Origin of the sequence: Streptomyces lanatus (assembly GCF_014655715.1) — a bacterium.
Classification (GTDB): domain Bacteria; phylum Actinomycetota; class Actinomycetes; order Streptomycetales; family Streptomycetaceae; genus Streptomyces; species Streptomyces lanatus.
On record NZ_BNBM01000010.1, the window covers coordinates 138,678 to 157,004 of the forward strand.

Here is an 18,327-nt window from a genome sequence, read left to right on the forward strand (position 1 = left end):
GCAGGTGCCCATCACCAGCGGTCGCCGTCCGCCCGGTAGTCGGAGGCCGCCCAGTCGTCGGCGTCGGCCCGGTCGTACGCGATCGCGTCCGCGCCCTCGAACCCGGACTCGGAGCCGTGCCGGGCCCGGATCGTGTGGACCACGCCCATCCGCAGCGGGGTGAGCCGCACCAGCCCGGCATAGCGGCCCGTGGAGGTCCACAGGACCTCGTCCGGGTGGACCGAACCGCTCGCCCGCCAGGACTTCTCGACCTCATCGCGTACGGCCCTGGGCGCGAACCTGAGCCACACCGCGGCCGCCGGGTCGCGGCTGAGCAGCGTGCCCTGCTCGGGTGTGGACAACTGCACCACGGCCTGCCGGTCGGCGTCCGCCCCGACCAGTTCGGCCAGTCCGTAAGGGTCGGTGCCGAGGAGGTTCGCCGAGGTGGCGCGGAGGCGGTGCGGGGCGGCGAAGGGCGGCGGGGCCAGAACTCCGTTGTGCTGGAGGTGATGCCGGGCCGCGGACAGCAGCTCGTGGACCCGCTCCTCGGTGCGGCGGACGGCACGCGCGCCGGCCTGGCCGCGCTCGACGGCGCCCCAGTAGTGCTTCATGGCTTCGAGGGCGGCGTCCGTCAGATCGGCGGACAGGGTGGCGACCAGCTCGGGCCCGCCCTCACCGTTCTCCCGCTCCAGCCAGCGCGGCACGGCCTTGGGCCGGTTCGCCGAAGCACTCCCGGCGCGCTCCGGCTCACGGACCTTCTCCTCGGCGGGCTCGTCCCAGCCGTCGCCGTCCTCCCAGGCGTACACGCTCGCCCAGTCGCTCTCCGAGTCGTCGGACCCGGCGTGGCCGTCGTCGGACTCCAGGTCCGGGTCGCTGGAGAGCCAGTCGTCCTCGGCGTCGACCGCCGCCCCGGGCGTCGCGAGCCGCGCGGGCTCGGGCAGGGCCTCCGCCTCCGCCGCGTGCGCCGTCGCCCGCAGCATGCCGGCGACGGAACGGGCGGCGTCGGCGCAGTACAGCCGCTCCTCGACGGCCCAGTGCTCACGCACCGCCTCGGCCAGCAGGGCGTCCAGACCCTCAAGTGCCTGACGCAGTACGGCGATGGTGTGGCCCGGCGCCCAGGACGCGGCCGCCGCCCGCCACAGCCGGCGTACCGTCTCGACGGCGATCCCCAGGCCGACCAGCAGACAGACCGTGCCCGCCCAGACCGGCGAGTCGGTCGCATACCCCACGCCCGCCCCCACGGCGGCGCCGCAGAACGCCGCGACCCTCGGGGCCACGGCCCAGCGGCCGGGGCGTCCCGCGCCCCGCAGCCGGGCCGCGCCGAGCGCCGCCATGCCGACGAACAGCAGCGGCACGAGCAGCCCGAGGGCGAGGAACGGGCCCGACCAGAGCGCGCCCAGCAGCCCCGCCCCGGCCGCCGCCAGCGGTCCGGTCACCGGCAGCCCGGGCACCTCGGCGTCCGCCGCGCCCGCCGTCTGCCGGGCCACGGACTCGGCGGAGTAGGGGGCGAGTCTGCGCTGCAACGCCGTACCCGGCACGGGCTCCACCCGCCCGGCGAGCCCGGTGAAACGCTGGGCGACGGACCGGAGGGCGAGCCCCTGGCCCAACAGCTTCAGGGCGAACTCCCGCAGCCCCTCCCCGATCCGCTCCCCCATGCCCTCCGCCGAGGGCACCCGCAGTCCGAGGGCCGCGAGCCGGGTCGCCGACTCGGCGGCGGACGGTGCGGTGCCGCCGCCGCTGCGCAGGGCGGTGGCGACGAGGTCCCGGTACTCGTCGAGCGACTCGCGTGCCTGCTCGACCTCCGCCTCGAACGCCTCCCGGCGGGAGGGCCGCAGCAGACCGGGCAGGGTGCGCAGCCCGGTCATCGCGTCGTCGGCGTAGTCGAGGGCGTTCGCGCAGGCACGGTAGGCGTCGTCGGCGATGCCGCCGGGCTCGCGGTGCCCGAGGTCCCGGCCGGACCGGCCCGCCACCAACCCGCGCAGCGGCTCCGGCAGATCGGCGCCGGAGGAGGCGGTCAGCACCACGTCCGGCGCCAGCTCGTCGTCCGCGCCCGCGAACCGGGTGAGCGCGTCGCGCCAGGCCCGGTCGCGCACCTCCGCCGGCAGGTCCTGCTCCAGCAGCCGCACGCCGGGCGCGGCGACGGACCCGGGCAGCGCCTGGACGGTGTCCAGCACGCTGAGGTAGACGTCCGGGACCGACAGCACGTCCACCAGGACGGCCAGCGCGTCCGGGTCGTCGGGCGCGGGCTGCTCCAGCGCGGTGCGGGCGGACCGCAGATCGCCGGCCCACAGCAGCCCGGTGCCGGTGCCCCGCAGCACGGACGGCCGCAGCAGCCGGCGGTCGGGCTGGAAGTCCCCCTCCTCACCGGCGAACGCCCCCGGCGCGCTGCCCACCAGCAGCACCAGCACCCTGACCTCGCCCACCGCCCGGTAACCGGTGAGCAGTTCGTACTGCGTCTGGTGGTCGTTGAGCCCCGCCGGGGTGTCGACCACGAGAAACAGCGGATCATCCGGATCCGGCAACCCGGCCCGCCCCAACTCCTGCGCGACCCGCCCCCGCAGAGCGGCCCCATCATGCAACGCCGCGGCCCCGGCCCGCAGATCCAGCCGAATGACGGTCCCGAAGGACTCACCCCTGCTCACTGCACGTCACCGTCCCAGGGCACCCGCGGCCGACCGCCGTTGCCGTCCGCGTCGGGATCGACGTGGTCGTCGTAGTCACCGCGCCGACCGCCGGAGCCGTAGTCGTCGTAGTCCTCACGCCTCCCGGCCGCACTCCCCCCACGCTCGTCGCCGTACGGCCTCTCGTACGCGTCGTCGCGCGCCCGCGGTGTCACCGGTGCCGTCCCCCAGTCGTCCTCGTCCGGTGCCGGGCGGCGGGGCGGGCTGAAGTCGTCGCGGGTGCGGGGGGCGGTGGGGGTGCCGCCTCGGATGTGTTCCAGCAGGGTGCGCAGGGTCGGCTGGATGGCGCGCTGGTCGCCGAACTCGGTGTCCAGGGCGGCGGGCAGGGTCTCCGCCCAGAACTCCCAGAGCGGGCGCACCCAGCCCTCGACGCGCTCGCCGCCCTGTTGCCTGCGTTCGGCGAGGAGTTCCAGCTGGCGTGGGGCGACCTTCTCGACGAGGTCGACGAAGAGCGGGTGCGGTTCGCTGCCGGCGCGGGCGAGGCCCTCCGGCTGGGCGCCCATCAGTTCGCGGCAGTAGTCCTCGACGATCCGCTCGTCGTCCAGGACCGTCCAGCGTTCGTACGACCGCAGCAGCTCGGCCCAGCTGGACACGCCCCCGGGGAAGTCCCCGAGCCGCAGCCGTACGCCGGGCACGTTCGGGCCCTTCTCGGGGTGCAGGCGCAGCCGGATGCGGTCCGGGGAGGCCGGGTCGCCGTCCACGATGTCGACCTGGCCGTTCCACATGCAGCACAGCAGTCGGTGCAGGATGACGCGCCGGTCCTCCTCGCCGCTGACCATCCAGCTGTCCCGGTAGCCGAGCCGCTGCCGCCAGCGCAGTACGTCCTGGGCCTGCTCGGAGTCCTTCGCGCGGGCCCACTGGCGGAGCACCTTGCGGGCCTCGGGCACCTGGGTGAGGCTCATCTCGCTGCGGAAGAGGACGACGGTGATGGAGTCGCTCTCCACGCCCCGGTACTCGACGGAGTTCTTCGCGTCGGCGGGCAGGCGCAGCGTCTTGCCGAGGAATTCCTGCACCTCCTCCACGGCCTGCACCCGGGGGTGCGTGACCAGGACGCGCAGCAGGCCCGTGCCCTCCGGCGTGAACCCGACCGGCAGCAGCCCGGTCAGCTTGCGGCTGAACAGGTCGAGGGCCTCCTTGCTGACCTGGTCCTTGGCGTCCCCGTCGCCCGCCGCGGCGGCCAGCAGCGTGCCCATGGACGGCAGCAGCGGCCGCTCCTCCAGGTGTGCCCCGCTCTCCGCGAACAGACGGGTGATACGGGCCTCCAGCCGGCCCTTGACCCGGGCGACCGAGCCCTCCGGGTCACGCCGGCTCTGCGCGTGGACGCCGCGCCAGGTGTCACCGTCGACCAGCTTGAGCAGCAGCGCCGCCTCGTCGTCGTTGTCGCGCAGGCCCTCGCGGCGGATCAGCCGGTTGACGACGTCCTCGTAGAAATGGTTGAGGGTGCGCTGCGGCGGCAGCAGGTACGAGATTCCGGTGCGGTCCTCGTACAGTTCGTGCGCCTTCTGCTGGGCGGTCTTGCTCTCCTGGTCGCTGTGCCGGCGGAAGGCGCCCACCAGCCGCGCGAGGTCGGTTCCGGCGGCGTCGGCCTGCGGCTGCCAGTGCATCTGCTGTTCGCGCCAGGCCTCGTGCCACACCGTCCGGCAGCGCCACTGGTACCAGGCGTCCTGCTCCTGGATGGCCGCCTGTACGTCGTCGTCGCCCCAGCGGGCCGGCGCCAGACCGCCCAACTGGCCCTTGATGCGCGGGATCCTGGGCGGCAGCTCGGTCACCCCGGGCGGGCGCTGCGGGGTGCGGGCACGATGGTCCAGCATGCCGAGGAAGCCGAGCCGGGCGATGGGTTCCTCGCTGTCGGGGACGCCCCTGACGACGCGTTCGGCGAGGAAGGGGTCCACGGTCTGGAGCAGTTTGTCGATGGCGGGACGCGGCGCGAACCGGTCGGCCATCGCGATGACCGCGCGCTCGGCCTCGGCCCGCAGATCGGACAGCAGCCGCTGCATGTCGGCGATGCGCTCGCCGAGCGCCTGCTCGATGCTGCGGCCGCCGCGCGGCAGCGGATCGGGCTCGGGTACCGGCAACTGCCTGCGTTCCCACAGCTCTTCGAGGTGGGAGTCGGCGAACAGCTGCCGGATCATCGGCACCGCCTCGTCCCGCAGCGCCACCCGGGGCGCCTCCACCAGATCGGTGACCGCGAGCCGCAGCAGCCGTCCGGCGACCAGGTCGGCCAGTTGGTCCATGGGCGCGGTCATGGAGGCGACGAGGCTGGTGGAGACTCCCTGGCGGCCGATGCCGGTCGGGGACACGGCGCTGCGTTGCACACCCCGGTTGATGAAACTGGCCGCGAAGGTCTGGAAGTCGTCGTCGGCGGCCATCTTCCGGCCCCGGGAGCCGCCGTCGCCCAGTTCGGTGCCGATCAGCGACATCACCAGGGAGACGATGGAGCGGCGCAGGTCGTCGGGGCGGATGCCGGCGGTCGGGCTGAACAGGAACGCGGTGGGCAGGATGCCGGTGCGCAGCCGGATCGGGGTGGTGCCCGGGTAGCGGACGCCGAGCCCGAGCTCCTGGTCGAGGTCGCCGATCTCATGGCCCTCGGAGGGCGCGTTCTGCGTGTCGACCAGCCGGAACAGGTCGACCAGGGAGCGGGCCGCGTTGAGCTCCGCCTCGCGTCCGCCGCCGGTCGCCGCGGAGAACGACGACGGCATGACGACCAGCGGGTAGATCTTCACGCCGTCGAAGCGGCGCAGCTGGAAGGCGTGGTTGATGAGGTGGAGGTAGTCCAGGAAGATCCCGGCGCCGGTGCCGCCCGCCACCGAGAAGGCGACGAACACATCACAGCCGTTGACCTTGCCGCCGCCCAGCTCGCTCAGCTCACCGGCCGACTTGGCGATGGCGTCGATCGCCTGGAGCAGCGGTTCCAGGACGGGGGCGAGGCCGTGCCGGAGCGTGGCGAACAGTGCCGCGCGTCCCACGGTGGGCAGTTGGCCGGCGCCGGTGTGCAGCGGGGTGACCTTCGGTTCGTCGATGCGCGGCGGCAGCCAGTCGGCGACCTCGTCGCGCAGCACCGCCCGCAGCATCTTCGTCACCTCGGGGGAGGCGTCGAAGTTCGGCAGCAGATTGTGGGTGGCCCGGGAGGTGCGGGCGTACGCCGCCCGCAGCGACGGGTCCACGTTGAACTGCGGCAGCCGCTGCAGATCGCTCTCGCTGTAGTCCGCGTACACGAACTGCAAACAGTCGGGCAGCTGGAACGGGGCCTGTCCGTTCTGCCGGTGCAGCGCCATGCCGTCCGGGCCGCACAGTTCGGCGCGCAGTCTGCGTTCCAGCTCGGCACCGACCAGTCCGCCGGTGCCGCCCAGGCCGACGAAGAGCATCGGCTGGAAGATCTTCATGGGTTCCTCCCCGCTACACGGCCGCGGCGGCCGCAGGTTCGTGCGTCACAGGTATGGGGTGAAGGGGCTGTCGTTGCCGCTGTCACCGGGGCCGGCGCCGACGGTCGTCGGCCTGGGGCGGGTGCCACGGCTGTTGCGGCTCGGCCTGGTGTCCTCGCCCAGGGCGAGGCTCAGGGTCTCGGTCAGCTGGACCTGGCCACCGGCGACCAGCGGTGTACGGCCGCTGCCCTTCCTGCGCAGCACCGCCCCGCCCTCGCGGCTGCGCTGGACGGCGTACTGGCCGTGCGGGCGGCGTTCGATGCGCGGGCTGCGATGGGCCTCGACGACGGTGAACTCGTACCACTGCTTGTTGTTGCCGTGTCCGGCCGGATGTTCGTTGACGACGCGGCCGTCCTCCGAGAGCAGCTGGAGCATCAGGCCGTACGGGTCCTTGCGCTTGTTCCGCAGCCGCCGCCAGGCGACGAATGCCGCGCCGGCCAGCACCAGCACGACGGCGGCGGCGACGACCACCCACCAGTACTTCTCCCAGAGACCGGGCTCCGGCGTGACCCGCACCGACAGCGGCTCCCGTTCGAGGGCGCGGTCGTCGTCGGTGGTGTCGGTGACGGTGACGGTCCCGGCGAGGTCGAGCCCGTCGTCGCCGAGCCGGTCGCCGAAGGCGCCGTCGGCCGCGACCTGGACCTTCACCTCGCGGGTGCCGGACTCGCCCGGCTTCAGCGTGATCTCGTGGGGCTCGACGGACAGCAGCCCGTCCTTGACGTCGGCGAGGGACAGCCGCAGCTTGTGCTCGCTGTCGGTGGTGTTGTGGACGGCGAGGCTGCCGGTGACCGTGTCGCCGGGGTTGGTGTCAGCGTCCGGCAGGTCGAGGGCGGCGGTGACGGGCAGTTCGCCGGGCGCCACGACGCCGTCCTCGTCGCGGGTGTCGGCGCGCAGGCCCGAAGCGGTCAGCGTGGCGCTGGCCTTGAGCGCCCCGTCGGCGTCCTCGGGGACCTCGACGGTGCCGGTGAAGGAGCCGTCGCCGGCCTCGGGGTCGGCGCCCTTGCCACGGTCGGCGAGATCGATGGGCAGCGGCGAGAAGCCGTCCCCGGCCAGCTCGCCACGCACCCGCAGCCCCGCATAGTCGCTGGGGTCCTTGATCTCGTAGCCCTCGCGGGTCTGCAGCCGCATGGTGACCGTGACCTTCTCGCCGGCCTGCGGCGAGGGCGGGTCCATGGTGAGGGCGCCGCGCAGTTCGCCCTGCCACAGCACGCTGACGGCGACGGGCAGCGAGCGATGGCCCTCCGGGGCCTCGGCCTTGACCTTCCAGACGCCGGGCAGCGGGTCGACGATCTTCAGCGCCTCGACGGTGCCGGAGCCGCCCGCGAGCTCGAAGCGGGACTTCTTGAACGTCCCGTAGGTGTCGGGGATTTCATCCCCGCTGGGGTCGATGTAGGTGATCTTCACCTCGGGGTCGCCCTTGTCGACGACGATGCTGCCGACGGTCGCGAGCGGGGAGATGCCGATCTCCAGGGTGGCGGGGGGCCGCTTGCTCGGGCCCTCCTCATGCCGCAGACAATGGGCGGCGGCGAAGATCTTCTCCAGCGTGGTGCCGACGTCGTCGGCGCCGGAGACCTTGTGCGCCCGGGGTGTCGCGGAAGGCAGTGCGACACAGCCCTTCCTGAACCCGCCGGCGGCGATCTGGTCGAGCTGCCGCTTGTCCGGGTCGGGACCGAAGCCGAGCGGCCAGATCTGCACGTTCTGCGCGGCGGCGTCCTTCAGCGCCTCCTTCAGCTGCTTCTCGCCCTCGGCCTTGCGGTGCGCCGGATCGCCGTACTTGGGGCTGTCCTCGACGTCCATCTTCCCGTCGGTCAGCAGGAACAGCACCCGGGGCTCCGACGGATCCGACCCATCGGTCAGGTCGTGGACGCCCTGCCGGATGGCGCTCGGCAGATCGGTCCCGGTGCCCTGGCTCTCCTTGCGGCTGCGCAGCTTGTCGACGCAGTCGCCGACGGTCTCCCGTCCTGCCCGGTCCAGCGTGGTGCGCGGGCACACGGGATCCACCGCGCGCTGGTCGTCGGCCTCGGCTGCGGCGAAGCCGAACACCGTGACGTGCGAGGCCGAGGAGACGTCGCCGAGCGCGATCCGCTTGGCGGCGGCCTTCTCCGCCTTCATGTCGGCGGGCGCGAGACTGGCCGACTCGTCCACGGCCACCGCGTAGTTGACGGCCGGGAACGCGGGTGCGGAGTCCGCCGCGGGCACCGGATCCTGACCGGCCGGTGCCAGCAGGGACACGAACACCGCGGCGCCGCCCAGGGCCGAGGCCACGGCGCGGCGCACCCGGGGCCTTCCTGTCTGCCGTCTTCCCGTGACTCGTCCCACGGCCGTCCCCTTGGTCTTCTTGGTGTTCGACATGCGTGCCTGAGGTTGCTGCTGCGCGTGTGGCGTGTAGGTGGTGACGCATCCGCGTTCTGCCTGGTGCGTGCGCCTGTGCTGTGCGGTGGTGCGTTGGCGTGTGTGCGGTGGTACGCCGATGTCGCGTGCGCCGGTCCGGGATCAGCCCGAGGTCAGACCCCAGACGACGGCCAGCACCGCGGACGGGGCGAGCGAACCCACCCCCCAGCGGATGGCCCGGTACTTGGCGGACAGGATCGAGCTGACGTCCACGGCCTGGATCAGCAGCCATGTGGCCGGGTCGCGCCCGGCCTCCACGACCCGGGCGGTCAGCCGCTCCAGGTCGTGGGAGGCCACCAGGTCACCGAAGTACGTCACCCCGTCCCCGCCGCGGACCGTGCCGGTGCGCGGCATCAGCGCCGCGACCAGTGCGGCGACCGCGACGGCCCACAGCAACCCGGCCGGTACGAGCGTCACATCGGCGAGCCCGTCCCAGCCGGGCGCGCCGCGCCATCCGGCGAGGAACGCGGGCAGCGCGAGCGTCCCCGACAGCAGTACCGCCGCCTTGGAGTCGGCGCGCCCGAGATCCTCCCGCACCGTCGCCAGCAACCTCTCGGCGACGATGCGCTCCCCCGCCCGGTCATCGTCGTGCCGACCCCCGTCCGGCACAGGAACGACCGGGTCGGGGGAAGTCCGTGCCGCGCCATCGGCGCTCATCGGTCCTCCTCCGCCCAGGACCAGCCCTCGTCCCCACCCCGTCTACGACGCCGCGGACGCTCCCGCTCGTCATCCGGGTGGTACGGCTCCGGCCGGTAGGTCCGGGGCCGGTCCCCGGAGCGAACCCCATCCTCACGCTCCCCACCCGGGACCGGTCCCGAGGAGCCGAACCCCTCCCGCCGGTCACGGGAGCGCGGTTCGCCATCGGGATCCGGCTCCGGATCCCGATCCGGGTACGCCCCCGGCGACCCCGAGGCATCCAACTCCGGACGGTGCGCCCGACGTCCGTCGCGAGGGCGCGGCGGTTCATCGTCATGATCCGAGCGATACGTCCGCCGACGGGCGCGGGGCTCGTCGTAGTCGGCGTCGTCCCCCGGGTACGGCTCCCCCCGTCGCCCGGACTCCCCCCGAGCCCTCTCCCCCCTCCGCGACGGCCGTCGAGGCGGTTCGTCCGATGCCCAGTCCGGGTTGAAGCCGGCGCCCGATCCCGCGCTCAGCTCACTTGGGCGGCGGGCCGGGATCGTGCCGATGGGGCCGACCATGGGGCGGCCGTCGCCCTGGTTGAGGAGGTTGAGGACCTGGGTCTCGACATCCACCGTGGCGAGTTCGCCGCGTGCGGCCATGGCGAAGAGGCGGGCGACGCGCTCCTTCTCGTCCTGGCGGCCCTCCTGCCGGATCTTCTCCAGGAAGTCCTTGGCGCCCTCGGGGTCCGCCGCCAGCATGAAGCTGAGCTGTTCCAGTTCCCCGCCCTGGAGCATGCGCCGGTACGACTCCTGCCGCAGCCGGATCACCTTGGCCTGGGCGTGCGCGTCCCGTTCCTCGTCGGCGTGCTCGATGGTCCGGTCGTCCACCCGCAGCCGCACGTACAGCCGTACCCGCAGCCCGAGTTCGGAGCCGAGGTCGGCCCACCGCCCCCCGCTGCAGTCACGCGTGATGGCACGGTTCGCCTGCTCCGCCTCGGTCACCCGATAGGTCGTCGTGACCTCGCGCAGCCGCTCCAGGACGGGCGCGGTGAGCCTATTGGCGACGTCGGTGACGACCTCCAGGGCCGCCAGGTGCGGGTCGGTCACGGTCCACTGGATGTCCACCTCGGCCTTGAAGAAGGTCGTGCCACCGGCGGCGGGCAACTCCATCTGGAGCGGGGTGACATACGTACCCAGCGCGATCTCGCAGATGCTGTGCGCCCGGGCCAGCATCGGCTTGTCGACGTGCTGGACCCCGGTGGCCCGCGTCACCGTATAGCCGCCGTTCCGGTAGAACTGCACCATCGCGGAACGGGGACTCACCCGCGGATACCCGTCCGTCATCGGGTTGAAGTCCCGTACGAACGGCCCCGCGGGGGCGTCCGACTCGGCGCCCGCCGGCTGCTCCTGCTCGGACTGCTCCTCCGCGCCCTCCGAGCCCTCCGCGCCCGCCGCCTCGTCGTCGTTCTCAGCCATGCCTCTCCTCCTCGCGCGTGCGTACCCGACGCGGCCCTGACCGGCGCGACCTGTCCTCCGGCTCGACGGCGAGCCACCACAGTTGGCGCGCCTTCGGCTCGGGGAGCGGCTTCTCGGGGTCGTTCATCATGCGGCGCAGCAGCCAGTCCAGCCGTCGCCGGTCGTGCTCCTCGGTGGCCAGCGCGGGCAGCAGCGCCGCCAGCCCCGGCCGGGTCCATTCGTCGCCGTTCTTGCGCTCGACGGAGCGCAGCAGGTCCTCCAGCGAGTCCATCGCCACGTCCTTGGAGCGGGCCGTGTTCTGCGCGGTCCACATCAAGTCGGCCATGGGTTCGACGAGTTCGGGCCGGACGGCGGCGAGCGCCAGCGCCACCGGCCAGTCGCCGCGGTCACCCCACGGCGAGTCGGCGCCGTCGAGGAACGCGTCGGGATCGTCCGTCAGCAGCTCGTCCACCGTCGTCGCGGCGAGCCGTACCGTCGCCGCGAGCCCCAGGTCCTGGTACGGCTCACGCTTGTGGTGGGTCCAGTCGGCCATCCGCGCCAGCACCTCCGCCGCGTCAGGCCGCGCCAGCAGCCGTACGGCGTTGTGGGAGGCGGCGACCTTGCCGAGCCCTTCGTCGTCGTCGCGGACTCCGATGCGGGCCAGCGCGTCCAGGGTGTCGTCGGTGCTGGCCGCGGCGTTGCCGTAGCCCAGCGCCCAGGCCGCGGTCCAGCGCTGCGACAGGGTGCCCTTGCGGCTCCAGTCGCCGATCAGCCGGTGCACCGCCTTGCGGTGGGAGTCATGACCGGCGGCCTGGTCGAGGGTGGTCGCGGCGAAGAGCAGCCGGCGGTGTGTGGTCGCCTCGGCGAGCGGGCGGATCAGTTCGGTGTAACCGTGGTCGAAGTCCCGTACGCACAGCTCCCCGGCGGCGACCGCGGCGCGCATCCACACCTGGTCGCGCGGGTCGTCGGCGAGCAGCCGCAGCCAGCGCACCACCGGTGCCCGCACGGGGAAGTGCCGTTCCCACAGCTCGGTCAGCACGGCGGAGGGCAGGGCGCTGCCGCGGTAGTAGATCAGCCGCGCGGGCACGTCGTGCCCGTCGACCTCGACCTTGCCGTCGGTGAACTCGGCGCGGGAGAGCGCCACATCGGCTTCCGGGTCGTCGCAGAACAGGGGGCGGGCCGGGGTGTGGTCCGGGTCGGACTGCACCGACAGTTCCCAGGTCAGCAGGTGCGCGGCGGCGGCCACGGCACTGTGCGAGGCACCGCCGAGGACGGCGAGCGCGATCCGGAAGGCGACGGGGTGGAACAGCGTGGCCGTCCCCGACCGCACCGCGCCCCGCTCGGCCGCGTCCGGCCGGGCCGTGAGCGCGGTCAGCGCCCGGTCCACGCCGGCGAACCATTCGTGCGCCTGCTCGGCGGCGATGCTCCGGCACCCGGAGAGCAGATCGTCGCGGGAGACGTCGCCCAGGACGTGCCCGGCCAGCAGCGAGGCGAGCAACTCGGCCTCGGCGGGCCGCAGATCGTCGAGCCCGACCGCGTCCGTGACCTCGGACCCGCCCGCGAGTTCCTCGGCGCGGGCCAGCAACTCGGCCAGGGGAGCATCGCCCTCCCGTGCCTCCGCGGCACGTTCCTCCAGCCGCTCACGCAGCCGGGTGGTGAGCAGTTCCTCGGTGGGCGCGGGCGGGCAGAGCATGCCGTAGCGCCCGGCGAGCAGCGGGTTCGCGGCCGACCCGACGGTGACGACGATCACCGCGAAGGCCTCGCGGCGGGCGAGGGCCGCGGCGAGTTCATCGAGGTCCATCTCGTCCGGGGGCAACGCGTCGGCCCGGTCCAGGGACAGCTCCAGCAGCAGACCGGCCCCCCGCCACTCCTGACCGCCCTCACCGTCCAGCCTCTCGGCGAGCTGCCGGACCCCGCCGTCCGAGTCGACCCGGCGGATCCGCGCGGCGGGCTCGGTGCCGGTGCCGTCGGCCACGGCGGTGGTGACCTCGTCGAGCAGCGAGAGCGCCGTACTCGTACGTCCCGTGCCGGGCGCGGCGCCCAGCACCAGCAGCCGCCGGGCACGCAGCGCGTTGCGCAGCCGTACATACCCCTCCGGCGCCACATGCGCCCGGCGCAGCCTGCGCAGTTCCTCCTCGGGCACCGGCCCGCTGCGCATACCGGCGCCGGGGCGGCGGGCGCCCAGCAGGAGGTTGATGTTGTCGCCGATGTGGGCGCGGTTGAAGTAGGTGCGGTCGAAGCGGTTGAGGTCCCCGCCGACGTCGAACAGCAGCCGGGTGGCCCGCCGGGTGCGGGCGGCGGCGGCGAGGTCGGTGGTCGAGTCGTCGCCCTCGTCCTCAGCGAGGGGGTCGCGGGTGTAGGCCTTGAACCGCCCGGCGGCGCGCTCGCGTTCCTTCTCCCGCTCGTCCGCCTCCTCGTCCTCGTCGGCCTTCTCGTCGCCCGGCTCCTTCTCGTCGTCGCGCTCCCGGTCGTCCCGGTCCTCTTTGCCGCCCTCGGCCTTCCTCTCGTCCGCGCCCTTCGGACCGTCGTCGGACGACCGTCCCCCACGCGGCTCGTCGGGGCCGTCGCCGCCCGCCTGCTCGTCGTCGCTCACCCGGCTCAGCCCCTTCCCTTCTCGGCGTCGCGGTCGGTGTTCCGGCCGATGTGCACGTCACCCCGGTAGTCGTTGTGGTGGTTATGGGACAGGTCGCCGATGACGTTGTAATGAATCCCGCCGTGGGCGGGCCGATGGCCGGACATCTGATCGCCGACGACCTCGAACTCGTCGTTGTCATCGGCTTCGTCGCCCTCGCCGCCCTCGCCGCCGAAACCGTCACCGACGGGCGCCGCCACCGCCCCGTCCCCCGCGATCTCCGGCGCGGGCCGCCCCGGCAGCCGGAACCAGGCCGTCACCTCGCCCTCCTTGAGCTCCAGCCGGGCCGGCGCGTAGTGCGCGGGCTCGATGAACTTGCCGCCCGCGTCGACCACGTCCTCGTACAAGGACTGCGAGGTCACCAGCACGAGGTCGGCCTTCTCGGTGTCGAGGAGCCGGCGGGCGACGGAGGAGTCGGCGAGCCGGCAGGCGAGGTCGACGGCACGTCCGCTGATGCCCCGCGCGTCGTGCCGGACGGGTCCGACGTGCATGCCGATGCGCAGCCCGAGGGGGACGGCGAGGTCACGGTTCTCGTCCCGCAGGTTCTCGTGCACCTCGACCATCCACAGCCCGAGCAGCCGCGTCACGGCGACCCGTCCCGCGACCGACACCAGCACGCCGTCGCCGCGGTCCTCCAGATGTACGGCGTCCCGGGGGACCTTGGCGTGGCTGAACGCCGACTCCAGCACCCGATATATCCGGGCCCGCATGCGCGGCTTGTCGACGTCGCCGTACTCGCCGGAACGTCTGGCGTCGACGCTGATCACCAACTCGTAGTGCGCTTCGGCGAGTTCCGCCGCGTCGTCCGCCGCGTGTTGGTTCACCCGTGCCCCCTGCGTGTTCTGTTCGCTGCTGAAGAGGCGGTTCGAGGGAATGCCCGACCACCCGGAGAAGGTGCTGGTGCTGGTCCCCCCAGGTTCGGGCCCTGGGCGAGGGACGTCTGTAGCCGTTTACACACGGCGGGGCATGGGTCTACTCCTGATGCCCGTCCGCGAGGAGGGTGAGCAGTCCGGGGTCGAGGATCTCCACCATCCGGTTGCCGGTGCGCACGATGTTCTGGGTACGCAGCAGCCGTAGGGCTTTCGCCACGGCTTCGCGGGTGGCCCCTATCGTGGCGGCGAGTTCGTCCTGGGCGAGATGGACGACGGGGCCGGAGGCGTAGGGCACGGAGGGGTCGAGGCCGGAGAGTTCGACGAGGCGGCCGGCCAGGCGTTGGAGCACGGTGAGCGAGGCGAGCGCGGACCGCTCCTGGTCGGCGCTGCGGAGCCGGAAGGTGAGCTGGCGTATCACCAGACCGCTCACCCGGGGATGCAGGGCGAGATAGCGGCGGAACGCGTCCCCGGATATGACCTGGGCCTCTATGGAACCCAGTGCGCGCACGGTGGCGCTGCGCGGATGCTGGTCCAGCGCGGCCATCTCGCCGAGCAGTTCGCCGGGACCGCGCAGGCCGAGTATCAGCCGCGTCGCCCCACGGTCGGTCACCACGGAAACGGTCACCCACCCCTGAATGATGATCACGACGTGACTGGAGCGGTCTCCCTCGGTGAGCAGATGGGCATCGGCCGGATAGCTCTTCCGATTGCCGAGGGCCATGACGCTCTCGTGTTCCTGGGGAGTCAGAGTGTGCGCGAACGCCAGCTCATTTCCGAGCAGCCCCATGGCCGGTCCCCCGCCGCAGTCCGGACGCCTGGATTTTCGATGGGTGTCGATGGTGACAGGGCGAAGGTCCGCGCCGAGCGGATTGCGCCATACCAGGGGTACTGGCCGGTAGTTACGGATTGCCAGGTTGGTGGCCAGGTGCCCACTCTCACCCACCCCCGCTGACCGGCCCCAGTGGTCTGCACCACACGCACACGCCGAGGATCGAGGGTGAGGTCAGCCACACCACCGGAGTGGCCCACCCCTCCCCCGCCGGATCCGGCCGAGGGAGGGAGAGTTGGCGAGAACTCGGGTTTGGGTGCCGAGGGAGGTGATGGGGTGGTGGCGGCAAGGTGAGGGGTTGGTGTGGCGGCGGAAGGCCACGAATCGCAACCGCCGAGCCCCTCATTTTCCTCGCTTACGAAGCACGGCCCGCCGCCGCTCCTCCTCGGCATCCCAGAGCCGTTTCAGCTCCAACTGCCGCTCATCGAGCTCGACGGGCTCATCCTCGCCCCAAGTCAGTTCCGGCTCTCGAATCCCGCCAGCAGTCCGCGAGGATCGAAGGTCACCCGGATCCGGGAGACCTTCCCGTCCTCCACGTGCATCCAGTTCGCCGTCGGCGCAGGCGGCGCGACGCTTGTGTGCAGGTCGAACCAGGTGATCACGTCATCGCCTTCCGCCACCCGCACCTTCACGTCGATCTTCTCCAGCACCTGACCGAGCCCCTGCAGCCCGGCGAGCGCCTCCTCCACCCCCGACGCCGTTCCCAGCGCTCCGACGAAGTCGACATCGTCGGCCAGCAATCCCCGTAGGGCCTCGAAGTCGCCCGCCTCCCAGGCGGTGAAGTAGGTCTCGGCAAGCTCTCGCGCAGTCTTCGTCGTCGTCATGCCTCCACCCTCCAACCACCTCACCCATCCGTCCAACAGATAGATAAGATGGCATCTATCATCAGTGAGTATGGAGCTACACCAGCTGCGCTACTTCGCCGCGATCATGGACGAGGGCACCTTCACCGCCGCCGCCCATCGCCTGCACGTCAGTCAATCCGGCATCAGCACCCAAGTGGCCAAGCTGGAGTTGGAACTGGGCCAGCAACTGCTCGACCGCTCCGGCCGTCAGATCCGCCTCACCTCGGTCAGCGAGGCAGTTCTCCCTCTGGCGAAGAACGCCCTCGCCACCATCGAGGCAATCCAGCACACCGTCGCCGAGTTCGCCGACGCCGTGCGCGGCCGGGTCCGGCTCGGCATGATCATGGGCTGCTCGATCCCGGCTTTCCTCGACACCGTCGCCGACCTGGGACGCACCCACCCCGGCATCGAACTCAGCCTTCACGAGGGCTACTCCGACGACCTCCAGGCCCAAGTCCTCGCCGGCTCTCTCGACCTGGCTCTGATCGGCTACGCGGGCGACGTCGCCCCGGGCCTGGAGGTGGGCATCGTGGTCGACGAGCCGATCACCGCCGTCGTCCCGGCCGGGCACCCTCTCGACCGGGCGGAACTGCGCCTCGCCGACCTCGTGGGCGAGAAGATCCTCTGCCTCTCCCCGGGTACCGGCATTCGCGCCGCCTACGAGGACTCCTGCCACCGGATCGGCCTCCACCCACGCGTGGACATCGACGCCAGTTCCCCGGCCACCCTGCTCCGCCTCGCCGAGCGCGGCGCCGGCGCCGCCGTCCTCAGTACGTCCTCCACACAGGGCACGGGCCTGCGAACCGTCCCGCTCACCGACGCCGCGACGCCCGCCCGGCTCGGACTGATCACCCGCCGAGGCCAGCACTCCCCAGCCGTACAGCTACTGCGAACCAGGCTCCTCGCCGCCCTGCAAACCGACTAGGTAGGCAGGCGCGGGCCAGGGCTCCCCGAACGCAGCCGAGACGGGCACGGAGGTCCCGGGGGCGTCGGGCCGCGGCGGCGAGGCGGTACGCGTCGGCTTCGGCACGGAGGTCGGCGGCGCGGAGGTGATGCAGGGCGAGGTGGGTCTCGGGGTGCATCGGGCCGGGGCCTCTCATTCCGTGGTGAGGGGGAACGCGTGGGTGTGGATGCGCACCTGCGCGGTTTCGGCGTCGTCCTCGTCGGTGGCCCGGTCGCGGTAGGTGTCGACCAGCGCGTGCATCTTCTCTACGAGTTCTCGGGTGAGTTCGGGCGTCAGCCGCAACGTCGCACTGCTCATGTCCCAGGTGCGGTTCCACTCTTCCGGCCATGCGTGGCGGTTGCCGAGCCAGGTCGACAGATCCCGCGTCTGAGTGGTCGCGACCTCGTGAAGGTACGCCTCGGCCGTCCCACGTACGTCCGGATTCGAGTCCGTGAGCAGGGCGTCCAGCAACTGCATGCGCAGCGGGTGAGCGAGCCCGCGCAGGGAGCGGGCACCGGCGCGACCCTACTACTCGGTGATACCGTATAGTGGTACTCGGTATCACACAGTACCGCTTGGGGGCTGGGAAGGAACCGCGATGGACGACCTGACGGAGATGCTGAAGGGCACGCTCGAAGGGTGTGTGCTCGAAATCATCGGCAGCGAGGAAACCTACGGATACGCCATCACCCGCCGGCTCAACGACCTCGGCTTCGCCGACGTCATCGAGGGGACGGTGTACACCATCCTGCTGCGGCTGGAGCGGAACGGGCTCGTCCAGGTGACGAAGCGGCCGTCCGGCGTCGGCCCGCCACGCAAGTTCTACGAACTCAACGAAGCCGGACGCGAGGAACTCGCGAAGTTCTGGGCGAAATGGCAGTACGTCTCATCACGCATCGACAGGCTCAAGGAGGGCCGGGGATGAACTTCTGGCAAACCATCACGGGCAGCGATCTCACCAGGGAATGGAAGGCGTTCGAAGCCCGGGCGGAGGCCCTGCCGGACGACGACTACCGGACGGCGTGGGGACAGATCGTCACCCACCTCTTCCCGTACGGGGACTTCACCGGCCGCAACCTGATGCCGATCCTCGACGCGGCCCTCGGGCTGCTCGAAGAAGCCGCGGCGGACGGGCAGAGCGTGCACGAGGTGCTCGGCGACGACATCCGAGGCTTCTGCAGCGCGCTGGCCGGCGGAGAAGGGGCGCGAACTTACCGCGACCGTTGGCGCGAGCAGTTGAACAGGAACGTCGCGAGGAAACTGAGCCGGCTGGGAGGCTGACGTGAGCATCCACGACATCATCGAGGGCAAGAAGCAGTGGCGGGCACACAAGGCCCGGGTCAAGGCACTCCCGCCGGACTACCAGATCGTCTACAAGGAGATGCAGAGGTACCTGTTCAAGGTCGGACCGATCGACCTGCCCGACGGCCCACTGCTCCCCGGCATCGTCGACTTCTTCGAGGAGGGAGCCGCCACGGGCAAGGGCGTCCTGGAACTCATCGGCAGCGACGTCGCCGCGTTCTGCGACGGCCTGATCAAGGACTCTCCCACCTACGCGGACGTCTACCAGGAATCCATCAGCGGGGAACCCGGCACGGCCGAGAATTGACACACCGCGGGCCCCGCACCGAAGGAAACCGGTGCGGGGCCCGTCGCTG

General features: G+C 72.1%; 15 protein-coding genes. 4 read left to right on the top strand and 11 right to left on the bottom strand.

Annotated features, from left to right (window positions below; all coding sequences use genetic code 11):
- Positions 1-11: 11 nt before the first annotated feature.
- The 9 genes from IE325_RS25895 to IE325_RS25935 form a co-directional block, all read right to left on the bottom strand.
- Entirely contained in the window at positions 12-2,621 is a 2,610-nt protein-coding gene (locus IE325_RS25895; protein ID WP_190072454.1) for a hypothetical protein, read from the bottom strand.
- Positions 2,618-6,043 carry a tubulin-like doman-containing protein gene (locus IE325_RS25900; protein WP_229912027.1) on the bottom strand — a complete coding sequence of 1,142 codons (3,426 nt, stop codon included), beginning with the start codon at positions 6,041-6,043 and terminating at the stop codon, positions 2,618-2,620. The genes IE325_RS25895 and IE325_RS25900 overlap by 4 nt, the downstream gene beginning before the upstream one ends.
- A gap of 45 nt (positions 6,044-6,088) precedes the next feature.
- Entirely contained in the window at positions 6,089-8,359 is a 2,271-nt protein-coding gene (locus IE325_RS25905; protein WP_229912029.1) for a VWA domain-containing protein, read from the bottom strand.
- 216 nt (positions 8,360-8,575) lie between these two features.
- Positions 8,576-9,130 carry a Pycsar system effector family protein gene (locus IE325_RS25910; protein WP_190072456.1) on the bottom strand — a complete coding sequence of 185 codons (555 nt, stop codon included), beginning with the start codon at positions 9,128-9,130 and terminating at the stop codon, positions 8,576-8,578.
- Positions 9,127-10,569, bottom strand: coding sequence for a hypothetical protein (locus IE325_RS25915; protein WP_190072457.1), 1,443 nt, complete (start codon positions 10,567-10,569; stop codon positions 9,127-9,129). Before IE325_RS25915 ends, IE325_RS25910 begins: the two co-directional genes overlap by 4 nt.
- Positions 10,562-13,141 (bottom strand): hypothetical protein, encoded by a 2,580-nt coding sequence (locus IE325_RS25920; RefSeq protein WP_229912031.1) that lies wholly within the window; start codon positions 13,139-13,141, stop codon positions 10,562-10,564. The genes IE325_RS25915 and IE325_RS25920 overlap by 8 nt, the downstream gene beginning before the upstream one ends.
- 5 nt (positions 13,142-13,146) lie before the next feature.
- A complete protein-coding gene (locus tag IE325_RS25925) occupies positions 13,147-14,004 on the bottom strand; it encodes a nucleotidyl cyclase domain-containing protein (protein WP_190072458.1) in 858 nt (285 codons plus the stop codon).
- Between the two features lie 148 nt (positions 14,005-14,152).
- The gene (locus IE325_RS25930) at positions 14,153-14,839 is read right to left on the bottom strand and encodes a Crp/Fnr family transcriptional regulator (protein ID WP_190072459.1); all 687 of its coding nucleotides are present in this window, start codon (positions 14,837-14,839) and stop codon (positions 14,153-14,155) included.
- Between the two features lie 497 nt (positions 14,840-15,336).
- Positions 15,337-15,705: a nuclear transport factor 2 family protein gene (locus IE325_RS25935; RefSeq protein WP_190072460.1), complete on the bottom strand. Its 369-nt coding sequence runs from the start codon at positions 15,703-15,705 to the stop codon at positions 15,337-15,339.
- A gap of 70 nt (positions 15,706-15,775) precedes the next feature.
- Here IE325_RS25935 and IE325_RS25940 point away from each other — a divergent pair, with 70 nt between their 5' ends.
- Complete coding sequence (locus tag IE325_RS25940) at positions 15,776-16,651, top strand: LysR family transcriptional regulator (protein WP_190072461.1); 876 nt, start codon at positions 15,776-15,778, stop codon at positions 16,649-16,651.
- Here the strand turns inward: IE325_RS25940 and IE325_RS47090 are convergent.
- Together IE325_RS47090 and IE325_RS25945 are read right to left on the bottom strand one after the other, a co-directional pair.
- The gene (locus IE325_RS47090; RefSeq protein ID WP_373315215.1) at positions 16,575-16,808 is read right to left on the bottom strand and encodes a hypothetical protein; all 234 of its coding nucleotides are present in this window, start codon (positions 16,806-16,808) and stop codon (positions 16,575-16,577) included. The two genes, IE325_RS25940 and IE325_RS47090, sit on opposite strands and share 77 nt — an antisense overlap.
- Positions 16,809-16,822: 14 nt before the next feature.
- Positions 16,823-17,146, bottom strand: coding sequence for a hypothetical protein (locus IE325_RS25945; protein ID WP_229912032.1), 324 nt, complete (start codon positions 17,144-17,146; stop codon positions 16,823-16,825).
- A 121-nt stretch (positions 17,147-17,267) separates the two neighbouring features.
- Here IE325_RS25945 and IE325_RS25950 point away from each other — a divergent pair, with 121 nt between their 5' ends.
- From IE325_RS25950 to IE325_RS25960, 3 genes are read left to right on the top strand one after another with little or no spacing between them, the layout of a single operon-like run.
- Positions 17,268-17,594, top strand: a complete 327-nt coding sequence (locus IE325_RS25950) for a PadR family transcriptional regulator (RefSeq protein WP_190072462.1) — start codon at positions 17,268-17,270, stop codon at positions 17,592-17,594.
- A complete protein-coding gene (locus IE325_RS25955) occupies positions 17,591-17,950 on the top strand; it encodes a DUF1048 domain-containing protein (RefSeq protein ID WP_190072463.1) in 360 nt (119 codons plus the stop codon). Before IE325_RS25950 ends, IE325_RS25955 begins: the two co-directional genes overlap by 4 nt.
- A 1-nt stretch (position 17,951) precedes the next feature.
- The gene (locus tag IE325_RS25960; protein ID WP_190072464.1) at positions 17,952-18,278 is read left to right on the top strand and encodes a DUF1048 domain-containing protein; all 327 of its coding nucleotides are present in this window, start codon (positions 17,952-17,954) and stop codon (positions 18,276-18,278) included.
- The last annotated feature ends 49 nt before the right edge of the window (positions 18,279-18,327 follow it).

Excerpts from the sequence above, each read along its gene's own strand:
- IE325_RS25900 (WP_229912027.1), bottom strand. The coding sequence starts at position 6,043 with ATGAAGATCTTCCAGCCGATGCTCTTCGTCGGCCTGGGCGGCACCGGC.
- IE325_RS25910 (WP_190072456.1), bottom strand. The coding sequence starts at position 9,130 with ATGAGCGCCGATGGCGCGGCACGGACTTCCCCCGACCCGGTCGTTCCT.
- IE325_RS25915 (WP_190072457.1), bottom strand. The coding sequence starts at position 10,569 with ATGGCTGAGAACGACGACGAGGCGGCGGGCGCGGAGGGCTCGGAGGGC.
- IE325_RS25930 (WP_190072459.1), bottom strand. The coding sequence starts at position 14,839 with ATGGGGCTGCTCGGAAATGAGCTGGCGTTCGCGCACACTCTGACTCCC.
- IE325_RS25935 (WP_190072460.1), bottom strand. The coding sequence starts at position 15,705 with ATGACGACGACGAAGACTGCGCGAGAGCTTGCCGAGACCTACTTCACC.
- IE325_RS25940 (WP_190072461.1), top strand. The coding sequence starts at position 15,776 with ATGGAGCTACACCAGCTGCGCTACTTCGCCGCGATCATGGACGAGGGC.
- IE325_RS47090 (WP_373315215.1), bottom strand. The coding sequence starts at position 16,808 with ATGCACCCCGAGACCCACCTCGCCCTGCATCACCTCCGCGCCGCCGAC.
- IE325_RS25945 (WP_229912032.1), bottom strand. The coding sequence starts at position 17,146 with ATGCAGTTGCTGGACGCCCTGCTCACGGACTCGAATCCGGACGTACGT.
- IE325_RS25950 (WP_190072462.1), top strand. The coding sequence starts at position 17,268 with ATGGACGACCTGACGGAGATGCTGAAGGGCACGCTCGAAGGGTGTGTG.
- IE325_RS25955 (WP_190072463.1), top strand. The coding sequence starts at position 17,591 with ATGAACTTCTGGCAAACCATCACGGGCAGCGATCTCACCAGGGAATGG.